General features: G+C 75.3%; 9 protein-coding genes. 1 reads left to right on the top strand and 8 read right to left on the bottom strand.

The window, feature by feature from the left end:
* Positions 1-54: 54 nt before the first annotated feature.
* Positions 55-1,431: a hypothetical protein gene (locus ACGF12_RS19225; RefSeq protein ID WP_393031062.1), complete on the top strand. Its 1,377-nt coding sequence runs from the start codon at positions 55-57 to the stop codon at positions 1,429-1,431.
* A 6-nt stretch (positions 1,432-1,437) separates the two neighbouring features.
* On the opposite strand, the gene ACGF12_RS19220 is transcribed toward ACGF12_RS19225, so the two are convergent.
* The 8 genes from ACGF12_RS19220 to ACGF12_RS19185 form a co-directional block, all read right to left on the bottom strand.
* On the bottom strand, positions 1,438-1,968 hold the full coding sequence (locus ACGF12_RS19220; RefSeq protein ID WP_393031059.1) for a hypothetical protein: 531 nt from the start codon (positions 1,966-1,968) through the stop codon (positions 1,438-1,440).
* An 82-nt stretch (positions 1,969-2,050) separates the two neighbouring features.
* Positions 2,051-3,895, bottom strand: coding sequence for a dihydroxy-acid dehydratase (gene ilvD / locus ACGF12_RS19215; RefSeq protein ID WP_393031056.1), 1,845 nt, complete (start codon positions 3,893-3,895; stop codon positions 2,051-2,053).
* 144 nt (positions 3,896-4,039) lie between these two features.
* Positions 4,040-4,828 (bottom strand): class I SAM-dependent methyltransferase, encoded by a 789-nt coding sequence (locus ACGF12_RS19210; RefSeq protein WP_393031053.1) that lies wholly within the window; start codon positions 4,826-4,828, stop codon positions 4,040-4,042.
* Between the two features lie 44 nt (positions 4,829-4,872).
* Positions 4,873-5,676 (bottom strand): sugar phosphate isomerase/epimerase family protein, encoded by an 804-nt coding sequence (locus ACGF12_RS19205; protein ID WP_393031131.1) that lies wholly within the window; start codon positions 5,674-5,676, stop codon positions 4,873-4,875.
* Positions 5,677-6,291: 615 nt separating this feature from the next.
* Positions 6,292-7,254: a Ppx/GppA family phosphatase gene (locus ACGF12_RS19200; RefSeq protein ID WP_393031051.1), complete on the bottom strand. Its 963-nt coding sequence runs from the start codon at positions 7,252-7,254 to the stop codon at positions 6,292-6,294.
* 402 nt (positions 7,255-7,656) lie between these two features.
* Positions 7,657-8,949, bottom strand: a complete 1,293-nt coding sequence (locus ACGF12_RS19195; RefSeq protein WP_393031048.1) for an SUKH-4 family immunity protein — start codon at positions 8,947-8,949, stop codon at positions 7,657-7,659.
* A 96-nt stretch (positions 8,950-9,045) separates the two neighbouring features.
* Positions 9,046-11,844 carry a toxin glutamine deamidase domain-containing protein gene (locus ACGF12_RS19190; RefSeq protein WP_393031045.1) on the bottom strand — a complete coding sequence of 933 codons (2,799 nt, stop codon included), beginning with the start codon at positions 11,842-11,844 and terminating at the stop codon, positions 9,046-9,048.
* 28 nt (positions 11,845-11,872) lie between these two features.
* A complete protein-coding gene (locus ACGF12_RS19185; RefSeq protein ID WP_393031042.1) occupies positions 11,873-12,328 on the bottom strand; it encodes a hypothetical protein in 456 nt (151 codons plus the stop codon).
* Positions 12,329-12,460 lie beyond the last annotated feature (132 nt).

Below are 12,460 nucleotides of genomic sequence, written 5' to 3'. Positions count from 1 at the left end.
ACATGGAGTGCCCCCGATCAACGAATCGTCACACCTCGTCGGCATACTGGCGCGATGCCGATAGCCGAAGATCCGGAACCGCGCCCCTCCGAGGGCCGCGAGCCGGGCGGGTCCGACCCGTCCGAGGCGGGCGGGAAGGACCCGTTCGCAGACCTCGTCCTGGACGAGGACTTCATCAGGTCCGCCCCGGTGAAGGAGCAGTCCGGGCGCACCCGGATGCTGACCGCCCGCTGGAAGCACACCCCGCCGGTCGACCCGGGCGGCCGCCGCTCCGTCAACGACGGCCCGGAGAAGGCCAAGCGACGCTTCGGACGCAAGCCCAAGCTCCAGGTGGTCGACCCCTGGGGCAACCCGCGCCCGCCACGCCGCCGCCGGCTGGAGTGGCGCGCGCCGCTGTTCGTCGTGCTGACCGTCGCGGTGCTGCTCGCCTCGCTGAACATCGACGGGCTGCGCACCTGGTACGCGGACCACATCGGCGGGAAGGGCTCCTCGGCCGCGCCCACCCCGGTGCCGACCGTGGCCCCGGAGACGGCCAAGCCGACCACCGCGGCGCCGAAGGTCGACGAGAAGCAGCCGACCGTGGGCCACCCGTGGGCCGGCTCCCCCGCCGAGGGCTGGCCGAACGGCGCCGAGGCCTTCGTGCTCCCCGAGGCCAAGGCAACCGGCGCCTTCTCCGCCGACCAGGTCGCCGCCCAGCTGCAGCTGGTCAAGGACTACCTGACCGCCGCCAACCTGGACCCGAAGGTGATCGCGGGCGGCCAGCCGGACGCCGCGCTCGCGATGCTGGACCGGGACGAGCGGGACCGCGCGACCGCCGCGCTGGCGAACCCGTCCAAGGACACCGACGCGACCAGCTGGTTCAGCCGCTTCGACCCGCGCGAGGCGATCCCGGTCGGTGACGTCGTCAAGGTGCAGGGCCGGATCAGCTACGAGGGCGACGGGGACAAGGGCGTCCTGGTCCACACCGACTTCAGCTTCGTGTACCCGCTGCGCCCCGGCCCGGAGGCCGGGAAGCGGGCCGGATCGCCCGCCCCGTCGGCGGGCGCGCCGCAGCCGACGAAGCCGGCCTCGCCCCAGGGCGGCGGCACGGCCAAGCCGGTGGGACTGGTGGTGCCGGTGGACGACGTGTCCGGGGACACCTGGACCACCCGCACGGTCGTGCGCCGGGTGGAGAACTTCCGCTTCTACGACCCGGGCCGCTACCCGGTCAACCCGAAGAAACTGGTGATCGCCGACGGCACCACCTCGGACTCCGCCAACTCGGCCTGCGACGTCTACGACGGCTACTACCACCCGCAGTTCGACCAGTTCGCGCCCGCGCTGCCGGACAGCCCGGACGCCCGGCCGACCGGCCCGGAGACCGACCCGTACGACCGCAGCAAGGACCTGTCCGCCGAGCCCGGCGGGTGCGGTTCGGTCAGCCGCTACTGACCGCGGTCAGCGCTTGCGCTTGCCTCGGCCCGGCACCTTGGTGCCGGGCCGGCCGCTGCGGTTCGACTGACGCTTCCCGTGCTGCTCGACGGCCCGCTGGTAGGCGGCCCGCTTGACCCCCTCGCCGGGGGCCTCGACCAGGCTGCGGGCGAAGTAGGCGGCCAGCGAGCCGGCCCCGCCGATCAGCCAGACCGCGCCGAGCGACTTGTCCTCGGCCATCCAGCCGGTCAGCTGGTCCTTGCCCTCGGTGAGCACCTTCCAGGTGCGCCGGACGGCCATCATCGAGCAGACCGCGATGGCGGCAGTCAGCAGCCCGTTGAGGAAGCCGCCGCTGTCGGAGAGCGCGACGCCCTCGACGCCGAAGCGCAGCACCAGCACGGCGGCGGCCGTCGCGACCAGGGCGCCGACCGAGACGCCGACCCGGCGCGGCCAGTAACCGTTGTCCCGGTTCAGCCAGCTGGTGCCGAAGAAGCGGATCGGCTCCGGCTCGGGGGCGCCGGCGGGCTCGGGGGCGGGGATGGGGGGCTGCTCGCTCACGCCCTCGATTATCACCCGACGCCCACGGACGGCGGAGGGGCCGTCCCCACCGCGGGACGGCCCCTCCGTTCGCTTGCCGGGATCAGCCGAGCTTGCTGACGTCCCGGACGGCGCCCTTGTCCGCCGAGGTGGCCATCGCCGCGTAGGCGCGCAGCGCCTGGCTGACCTGGCGGTCGCGGTTCTTCGGCCGGTAGCCGTCCGCGGCCTCCAGGGCGCGGCGGCGCTCGGCGAGGACCTCCTCCGGCACCTCCAGGGAGATCGTCCGGCCCGGGATGTCGATGGCGATGGTGTCGCCGTCCTCGACCAGCGCGATGGTGCCGCCGGAGGCCGCCTCCGGGGAGGCGTGGCCGATGGACAGACCCGAGGTGCCGCCGGAGAAGCGGCCGTCGGTGACCAGCGCGCAGGCCTTGCCCAGACCGCGGCCCTTGAGGAAGGAGGTCGGGTAGAGCATCTCCTGCATGCCCGGACCGCCCTTGGGGCCCTCGTAGCGGATGACGACGACGTCGCCCTCCTTGACCCGCTTGGCGAGGATCGCCTCGACCGCGTCCTCCTGGGACTCGACCACGACGGCCGGGCCGCTGAAGGTCCAGATCGACTCGTCCACACCGGCCGTCTTCACGATGCAGCCGTCCTCGGCGAGGTTGCCGTACAGCACCGCGAGGCCGCCCTCGACCGAGTAGGCGTGCTCGGCGCTGCGGATGCAGCCCCTGGCGGCGTCGGTGTCCAGCGACTCCCAGCGCTCGGACTGGGAGAAGGCCTCGGCGGAGCGGACGCAGCCGGGGGCGGCGTGCCACAGCTCGACGGCCTCGGCGGAGGGCGAACCGCCGCGCACGTCCCAGGTCTTGAGCCACTCGGCGAGCGAGTCGGCGTGCACGGTGTGGACGTCCTCGTTGAGCAGCCCGGCCCGGTACAGCTCGCCGAGGATGGCCGGGATGCCGCCGGCCCGGTGCACGTCCTCCATGTAGTACGAGCCGTTGGGCGCGACCTTGGACAGGCAGGGCACCTTGCGGGAGATCGCGTCGATGGCCCGCATGTCGAAGTCCAGCTCGGCCTCCTGGGCGGCGGCGAGCAGGTGCAGGATGGTGTTGGTCGAGCCGCCCATGGCGATGTCCAGGGCCATGGCGTTCTCGAAGGCGGCGCGGGTGGCGATCGCGCGGGGCAGGACGGAGGCGTCGTCCTGGCCGTAGTGGCGGTTCGCGATCTCGACGACCGTCCGGCCGGCGTTCTCGTACAGCGCCCGGCGGGCGGTGTGGGTGGCGAGCACCGAGCCGTTGCCGGGCAGCGAGAGGCCGATCGCCTCGGTGAGGCAGTTCATCGAGTTGGCGGTGAACATGCCGGAGCACGAGCCGCAGGTCGGGCAGGCGTTCTCCTCGATGATCGCGATGTCCTCGTCGGAGACGTTCTCGTTGACCGCCTGGGAGATCGCGTCGACCAGGTCCAGCTTGCGCACGGTGCCGTCGACCAGGGTGGCCTTGCCGGCCTCCATCGGGCCGCCGGAGACGAACACGGTCGGGATGTTGAGGCGCAGCGCGGCCATCAGCATGCCCGGGGTGATCTTGTCGCAGTTGGAGATGCAGATCAGCGCGTCGGCGCAGTGCGCGTTGACCATGTACTCGACCGAGTCGGCGATCAGGTCGCGCGAGGGCAGCGAGTAGAGCATGCCGCCGTGGCCCATCGCGATGCCGTCGTCCACGGCGATGGTGTTGAACTCGCGCGGGATGCCGCCCGCCTGCTTGATCGCCTCGGAGACGATCCGGCCCACCGGCTGCAGGTGGGTGTGGCCGGGGACGAACTCGGTGAAGGAGTTGGCGACCGCGATGATCGGCTTGCCGAAGTCCTCGCGGGCTACGCCGGCCGCCCGGAGAAGCGCCCGGGCGCCTGCCATGTTGCGACCGTGGGTGACCGTACGGGACCTCAGCTCGGGCACTGTGCTCCACTCCTTCGGGGCTCTCGACGGCTCCCCGCGGGAGAGGGAGGTGCGGGGGCCGCTGGTGGTTTCCGAGCCTACGCCCGCCGTCCGGCCGCCGGACATCCCGTCCGGGATGCGGGCAGGCGCGGTCGCCCCCTGAGGTCAGCCGGGCTTGACGGCCACGGCGAGGTCCAGGATGAACGGTTCGACCACGACGCCGTCCGGGAAGTCGGCGCGCAGGGCCTCCCGTTCGACGGCCAGGATCGGGGCACGCTCCTCGGGGGTGAGCGAGGCCAGGAAGGAGCGGGAGGTGAGGTCGGTGAGCACGTGCTCGACGGTGACCCGCCGCTCCCAGCGCAGCCGGGCGTACCCGACCGCCAGCCCGGCCGGGGCGAAGTGGCGGGTGTGCTCGGTGATCCGGCCGTAGCCGTGGTAGCGGCCGGGCAGCGCGGCGGTCAGCCGCTCGACCCGGGCCCGGACCCAGGGCACGGTCTCGTCGGGCACGTTCCACCAGGCGGCGAGCGCGCCGCCGGGCCGCAGCACCCGGATCGCCTCCGGGACGGAGCGCTCGGGGCGGGTCCAGTGGAAGGCCTGGGCGTAGCAGATCAGGTCGGCGGAGTCGTCGTGGAAGGGCAGGTCGTCGCCGTTGCCGCGGACCAGCGGGAGCTGCGGCGAGGCGGCCCGGAACTGGGCGGCCATCCCGGCGTAGGGCTCGACGGCGATCACGTCCGCGCCGCGGGCGGCCAGCAGCCGGGTCGCGATGCCGGTGCCGGCGCCGACGTCCAGGACCCTGGCCCCCTTGAGGCTGCGGCCCCAGAGCCGCTCCAGCTCGTCGAACAGCTCGTCCGGGTAGCTCGGGCGGGCCCGGTCGTACTCGGCGGCCACCGAGCCGAAGCTCTGGGCCAGTTCACGGAAGTTGCCGAGCTCGCTGAAAAGCCGATCGTTCGTCACCGCTCCCCCTCGGTAAGGAAGTTCGCGCCCCTGCGGGCCCGGGCTCAGCGTACGCGCGAGGGGGTGGCCAGGTGCAAGCGGGTGAAGGCGAGGGCCTCGGCGAGATCGGCCTCGCGTTCGGCGGGGGACGCGGCGCGCCGGGTGTTGACCTCCAGCACCACGTGGCCGTCGAAGCCGGTGCGGGCCAGGTGCTCCAGCAGCTCGGCGCAGGGCTGCTTGCCCCGGCCGGGGATCAGGTGCTCGTCCTTCCCGGAGCCGCTGCCGTCGGCCAGGTGGACGTGGGCGAGGCGCTCGCCCATCCGCTCGACCATGGCGAAGGCGTCGATCCGCGAGGTGGCGACGTGCGAGAGGTCGATGGTGAAGTGCCGGTACTCCTCGTCGGTGACGTCCCAGCCGGGGGCGTACGCGAGCACCTCGCGGTCGCGGTAGCGCCACGGGTACATGTTCTCGACGGCGAAGCGGACGTCGGTCTCGCCCGCCATCCGGTTGATGCCCTCGACGAACTCGCGGGCGTACTGGCGCTGCCAGCGGAACGGCGGGTGGACGACCACGGCGCTCGCGCCGAGCTTCTCGGCCGCCGCCCGGGCCCGGACCAGCTTGGTCCACGGGTCGGTGCTCCACACCCGCTGGGTGATCAGCAGGCAGGGCGCGTGCACGGCCAGGATCGGCAGCTGGTGGGCGTCGGAGAGCCGGCGCAGGGCCTCGATGTCCTGGCTGACCGGGTCGTTCCAGACCATCACCTCGACCCCGTCGTAGCCGAGCTTGGCGGCCAGCTCGAAGGCCACGGTGGTGCTGGCCGGGTACACCGAGGCGGTGGACAGGACCACCTTGGTGTCGGGGATGTGCAGGGCGGGGTGCTGGGGCAGCACCAGCCGGTCGGTGGTGCGCAGCAGCGGCGGGCGGGCGGCGTCGCGTTTGGCGGCCTTGACCGAGCGCACCGACTGGACGGCGGCCTTGGCGGCGCCGGCGGCCCGGGCGGTGCGGGTCTCCCGCGGTTCCTTCGGTTCGTTCACAGTGGCGGCCGGCTGCCGCGCGGTCCGCTTCGCCGTGGTCTTCGCGTGCGCGGTCCTCTGGGCCTCGGCCCTGGCCTCTGCGGTCCTCTGGGCCTCGGCCCTCTTCTCCGCGGCCTTCTTGGCGGTCGCGGTGACGGCCTTCTTCGCGGTCGCGGTGGCGGCCTTCTTCGCGGTGCGCTGGGCCGCCTGGACGGCCTTGGCGGCCTGGGCGGCGGTGGCGCCCTTGACCGCCTTGCCGACGCCCGGCTTGCCGAGCCGGCGGCGCGGAGCGTCCGGCCGCGGCGGCCCGTCCCCGGGCGCGCGGCCCTCCCGCGTCCCGTCCTCGCCCGCTGGTTGCACCACGGGAGACAGCGTAAGCGGAGCACGCGCCGAACGGGACCGGATGCCCGGCGCAGTGACCGGCGGCACGTTCGCCCGGCGGGCGCGATACGGGACGGGCGCAGCGCCGCGTTACGGCGTGAGCGCGGGGCGGCGGCGGTCGGCGGGGCTGTCCATGGCGTCCAGCTGGCGCAGGATGATGCCCTCGCGCAGCGCCCACGGGCAGACGTCCAGCTCCTCCAGGCCGAACAGGTCCATCGCGGCGTCCGCGACCAGCGCCCCGGCCAGCAGCTGCTTGGCCCGGCCCTCGGAGACGCCGGGGATCTGCGCGCGCTCGGCGACGGTCATCGTGGACAGCCGCGGCAGCCAGGCGGACAGCCCGCTGCGGGTGAGCCGACGGTCGGCGTACGGGCCCGCGTCGGCGGCCGCGGCGCCGGTCATCCGGGCCAGCTGCTTGAAGGTCTTGGAGGTGGCGACGGCGTGCTTCGGCGGCCCGAGCCGGGAGATCTCGCCGACCACGTTGGCGATCTCGGCCCGGATGTGCCTCCTCAGGTCGCGCAGCCCGTCCGGGTCGGCGACGTCCCCGGGCAGCCAGGCGGCCGTCAGCCGTCCGGCGCCCAGCGGCAGGGAGCAGGCGACGTCCGGCTGCTCGTCCAGGCCGCAGGCGATCTCCAGCGAGCCGCCGCCGATGTCCAGGTTGAGCAGCCGGCCCGAGGACCAGCCGAACCAGCGGCGGACGGCCAGGAAGGTGAGCCGGGCCTCGTCCTGTCCGGACAGCACCCGCAGCTCGACCCCGGTCTCGGCGGCGATCCGGCGCAGCACCTGCTCGCCGTTGGCGGCCTCGCGGACGGCGGAGGTGGCGAAGGGCAGGATGTCGACCACGCCCTTGTCCTCGGCGACCCGCAGCGAGGAGGCGATGTGACCGACCAACCGCTCGACCCCGGCCTCGCTTATCGCGCCGGACTCGTCCAGCAGCTCGGCCAGGCGCAGCTCGGCCTTGTGGGAGTACGCGGGCAGCGGGGCTGCACCCGGATGGGCGTCCACCACGAGGAAGTGGACCGTGTTGGAACCTACGTCGAGCACACCGAGTCGCATAACTCTCCACGCTACGCGATCCGGCACCGCCGGAGATCGGTTGTGACGGTATTCGCGCTGGTCCCGGTCGTTCCCGACCGTTCCGGGTGCGATCGCTGTCCGTGCGGTTCAGTGTCCGCGTGACTCGGTGTCCGCGCGGTTCGCTGTCCGTGCGGCTCGGTGCCCGCGAGGTCCGGCCCGATGCCCGGTCCGGCAGTTGGTGTCCACCCAGCGGCGGGCCGGGCCCGGGGTGCCGGTGATCAGGCCGCCGGCGTCCCGAGCGGCCGTCAACTGCCAGGACTCCTCGTCGGCCGGCGTCCACACGTACACCTCGCGCCCGGCCTTGCGGGAGGGCGGCGAGGACGGCCGTCCGGGCGGTGCGGGGCGGTCACGGCTCGGTGCTCCGGCTGCTGCTTCGGTCGATCAGAGCAGGCCGTCCCACAGCTGCTCCACCACGACGGCCCACCAGTTCTCCGGATCGTCGTAGACCGTAGGGTCCAGTCCCGCCAGCGCCCGCTGCAGGGCGTCCACCGCCTCGCCCGCGGCGGCCGGGTCGAGCCCGCGCAGAGCCGGCCACCAGCCGGCGAACACCTCCAGGCAGCGGACGAAGGACCGCAGGTCGGCGTTGCAGTGCCGGGCGGTCCCGTAGTCGGGGTCGACCGCCCGGACGGTGCCCCGCTCGGCGTCGAGGGTGATGACCGCCCAGCCGTCCGAGCCCAGCACCAGCTGCCCCGCGCACGCGAGGCGCTCGCACTCGGCCGCCCGGGTGCCGCCGCCGAGCGCCGCCAGGTGCGCGGTCAGCGGCGGGAGCACGGCGCCCGGGCGGGAGCCGTCCGCGATCGCCTCCGGCCCCGGGTGGTGCAGCATGAAGAAGCCCTCGACGGCCACCGGCACCCCCACCGCCAGCAGCAGCGCGGCCGCCTCCCCGGGCAGCTCGACCCGCGCCACGTCCGCCGGGTCGAAACGCCGCACGCCCGCCGGGCCGAACCGTTCGGCGAGCCGTCGCGCCAACTCCCGGTCCGGCTCCGGCGGCAGCGGCTGCACGGCACGCGGGAACGGCACCCGGTTACGGACCGGCCCCTCCGGCGGCGCGGGCAACTCCCGTACCGCGGCGGCCCGGTGGTCGGAGCGCGGGCCATACGGGAGGTCGAAGTCCAGTCGCAGGTGCGGGAGTTCGGCCGCCAGCGCGTACGCCCAGTAGCCGCCGGGCAGCGCGCTCAGCCGCAGATCGGTCCGCACCGCCAGCACGTCCTCCGCCGCCACCCCCTGTTCCCGCAGCCACCACCAGCCGCGCAACGCCGGATGCGGCAGGCCGGCGGCGGACCGCAGCGCCAGCGAACCGGTCTCGCCGACGGCGTCCCGGTACGTCAGCTCGGCCCGGGCACCCCGGCCGGTCGCCGGCGGCAGGGTCGGGTCGTACCCGCCCGCCCCCACGAAGTCCCGGTAGAGCCCCACCACTTCGTCCACCGGCACCGAGGGCCACACCGTGAACCGCCCGCTCTCCCGGTCCACCACGGCGCACGCGGCCCCCACCTCCTCCGGCGCCCGCCGTTCCCCCGTCCGCGGGTCCACCTCCACCCGCACCGGCTCCGCCCACACCACCCACCCGAGCTCGAACTCGTGCGCACACACCCGCCGCACCGCCCCGGACCCCTGCGGCAGATCCCCGTTGATCCACCGATGCCCCGCCTCCACCGCCTGCGCCCGCGAGATCACCCAGCCACCCCCGTCATCGAACCCGAATCCCACCACCATCATCCAGCCCCGCCCGCGACATCCCGCCGCGGCCGGGCCGCGGCGGTGAGGGAGGACTCAGGCGGCGGCCAGGTCGAGGGGGCGGCCTTCGGGAGTGAGGGCGATGGCCCAGAGGCCTTGGGTGGCGGGGTGGAGGGGGGTGGGGCCGTGGCGGGCGAGTTGGTGGTCGAGGTAGGTGACGGTGTCCCGGTGGTTGACGGCGTTCCAGGCGTGGGGGCGGCCGTAGGCGTCGAGGGTGAGGAGGACGGCCTGGGCGCCGTGGCCGGCGCGGCGGAGTTCGTCGGCGAGGCGGGTGAAGGCCCGGCCGCCGTCGCCGAGGTCGCGGAAGGGGGCGCCGAGTTCGCGTTCGGCGCGGTCGCGGCCGCCGCGTTCGCCGGCGTCGCCCTCGGTGGGGATGCGCGGGGCGGCGCAGGTGGGGCGGCCGGTGTAGGTGTCGACGGCGGAGAGGGCGATCTCCAGGCTGTTGTTGGCCCGGCCGGGTTCGCGGTAGCCGCCGGCGTTGACGGCCTCGGTCCAGGCGCCCACGGCCGGGTCGGGGTGCCGGGCGGGCAGGTCGTCCTCGTCGCGGGGGATCCGGCGTTCGAGTTCGGCCTGGTGCTGGGGGTCGACCGGCCCGAGCCCACCGGGCAGGCCGTACGGGCGGCTGTCCGCGATGGTGCGCGGCCGGAGCTCGGGGTCGTCGGCGAGCGGGCCGCGCCGGGCGCGCAGGGCGAGTTGGAGCGCCATCGCGTGGGCGGTGGCGACGGGGACGGCGCCCCAGGCCGGCGTCGGGTCGGCGAGGGCCGCGGCGGTCTCCCGGCGGCGGCCGGCGGCGTGGTGCGGTTCGGGCCGGCCGATGACCGGGGTGGTGCCGACGATCGGCGGCTCGGCCGGGGGCGGCGGCGCGGTGACCGGACCGGGCGCGGTGACCGGGGACGGCGCGGCCCCCACCGGAGTGCGGGGCGCGCCCGGCCGGGGCTCGACGATGCCGGGGGAGCCGGCCGCGGGCGCCCCCGTCACCGGGGCTCCGGCCACGGGCGCCGCGCCGACGACGCCTCCGGGCGCCCCCGTCCCGACGCCGCTGCCGAAGGGGGCCGCCATGTGCACGGGGGATCCCCCGACGCCGACCGCGAGCGGCCCGGGCCCGACGGCCCCGACCGCGCCGGCCGGCGGGTAGCCGCCCGCGTACCCCGGCGTCCCGAACTGCCCGGCCACCCCGACCACCCCGACGTGCCGGGCGGGCGCGGGCGAGTCCGGCGTCGGGCCGTACCCGGGGCCCCCACCGGACGGCGGGACGGAGGGCGCGGGCGGCGCGCTCACCGAGTCCGTCCGTACGGTCACCGGCGCGCCGCCACCGCCACCCCCACCGCCGCTGTGCGCCGGGGCCTGGAGCGGGTAGTCCCCGTCCGACCAGCCCGCCGCGACCGACCCGCCGCCCTGGTACGAGGGCGCGGACCGCACCACCGGCCCGTCGTCCCGCGCGGGCGGCGCCCAGTCCGAGGAGGAAGAGGCGGGAGCGGAGGAGACGGCAGCCGCCGCGGCCCGGTGCGACCCGCCGTACGAGGGGCCCGGGGCCGGGGCGGCGACCACGGGATCGGCGGCCTCGGGCGGAGCCGCGGAGGACACCGCGGACACGGGGGACACCACCGACGGCACCACCGTCGAATCCACCACCGGCACCACGGCCGAAACCGTCACCGGTCCCGAGGCCTTCGGGTCGGCCTTCGGATCGAGCTTCGGATCAGCCGTCGGGTCGGTCCTCGGGTCCCCCGTCACGGCCCGCGGATCCGTCAGGTCCGCCAGCGCCAGCCCGTGCAGTGGCCTGCCCGCCTCGTCGGTGAGCACCGGCTTGCCCTGCTCGTCCCGCTGGACGGCCAGGTCCGCCACCCCGACCACCGGTTTGCCGTCCGGCCCGGTGACCACGAGCAGCCCGGCGGCGTCGGTGACCGGGGTGCCGTCGGAGCGCAGGACGACGGGCTTGCCGTCCGCGCCGAGGACGGGCTGCCCCTGGGCGTCGAGCTTGACGCTGAGCCCGGGCACGCCGACCACGGGCTTGCCGTCCTTGCCGGGGAGCAGGACCAGCCCGGTGCCGTCCGCCCCGAGGACGCCGGGCTCGCCGAGTGCGGCGGGCAGTCCGGCGACGCGCGGGTCGAAGCCGCCCTTGGTGCGGTAGGAGGCGGAGGTGATCCCGGTCCCCGCGGTGGTGCCGAGTCGCAGCAGGGCGACGGCGGCGGGCTCCTTGAGCGCGGTGGACAGGGCGTCCTGCATGCTGCGGCCGAGTTCGGCGAGCAGCCCGGCGATCTTCAGCCCGGCCGCCTCGACCGCGACGTCCTCGACGCCCGCGGCGACCTGGGTGGTGGCGGCGGTCCGCACGCCGTCCGCGACGCCGGTGACGGCCTTCCGCAGGCCGCCGAACACCCCGGTCCGCCCGGTACCGGCGTCGGTCTTCGCCGCCGTGGCGACCGTGGCCGCGGTCTGCTGGACCGCGGCGGCCTGTTCCTGGGCCTGCTTGAGTTCGGCGGCCAGGTTCTGCAGGGTGGCGATGATCTCGGCCTTGCAGCTGTCCACGGCCCGCGCGGCGGTGTCGAAGGCGGTGCCGACCAGCCCGACCGCGGTGTGGGCGTCGTCCAGGTGGCCCTTGCCGCCGCCGCTGAAGGTCCGCCAGTAGGCGGTGAAGGACTCGACGGCGTGGCCGGAGTTGTCCGAGGTCACCCGCTGGACGGACTCCCCGCAGCGGCGGGTGAGCCGGTCGGCCTCGGAGCCGAACTCCCGCCAGAGCGCGGCCGTCTTGCGCAGCGCCTCCTCGTCCGCCTGCGGCCAGGGCTGGCCGGTCCTGGCCAGCAGCGGGACCAGTTCCTCGGGCAGTTTCCGGGACACGCGCATCTCCCCCTTCGAGCCGGGCCGCTCAGACCGACATGTCCTTGGGGACGACCGGCGCCGCCCCCGGGGTTGCCGACCCGGCAACCGAGTACACCGCGGGTGACACCCCCGACCCGGACGGGTACGCCCCGGGGTCCGCCTTCGCCCCGAAGCCGTCCGCCGTCGAGGTGTCCGTGTCGGTGGTCCGCTCGGCCATCGCGTGCAGTCCGGCCCCGACCCGGCCCACCCCGCCGGCCAGTCCCTTGAGCCCGCCGAGGAGTTCGCCGTGCGCCGGGCCGTACACGGCGGCGAAGGCGCCGCCCGCCTTGTCCGTGCCCCACGGTGTGCCGAGCGCGGCGAGGCCCTTCTCCAGGGCACCGACGGCCTTGCCCAGCTCGCGCCCGATCCGCTCGAACTCCCGCCCCTCGCCGCGCAGTTCCCACGGCTTGATGACGAACCCGGCGCTGCCGCCGTCGGACGTCCCGGTGCTGCCGCCTGCCATCCCCGTACCTCCCCGTAGCGGACCGGCCGCCATCCTAGGCACGCTCCCGTCCGCCCCGTGCCGACCGCCGGACCTCTTCACCCCGCCTTCACGCCGCCCGGGGCCGGCCCTGAGTCCGGCCCGACGGCGGGC

It is taken from the genome of Kitasatospora sp. NPDC048296, from assembly GCF_043201815.1.
Taxonomy (GTDB): Bacteria; Actinomycetota; Actinomycetes; order Streptomycetales; family Streptomycetaceae; genus Kitasatospora.
This window is presented reverse-complemented; position numbering and strand designations above follow the sequence as displayed.

What these genes read in the sequence shown, in the direction of transcription:
- ACGF12_RS19185 (WP_393031042.1), bottom strand. Translation starts at nt 12,328, where the DNA reads ATGGCAGGCGGCAGCACCGGGACGTCCGACGGCGGCAGCGCCGGGTTC.
- ACGF12_RS19225 (WP_393031062.1), top strand. Translation starts at nt 55, where the DNA reads ATGCCGATAGCCGAAGATCCGGAACCGCGCCCCTCCGAGGGCCGCGAG.
- ACGF12_RS19200 (WP_393031051.1), bottom strand. Translation starts at nt 7,254, where the DNA reads ATGCGACTCGGTGTGCTCGACGTAGGTTCCAACACGGTCCACTTCCTC.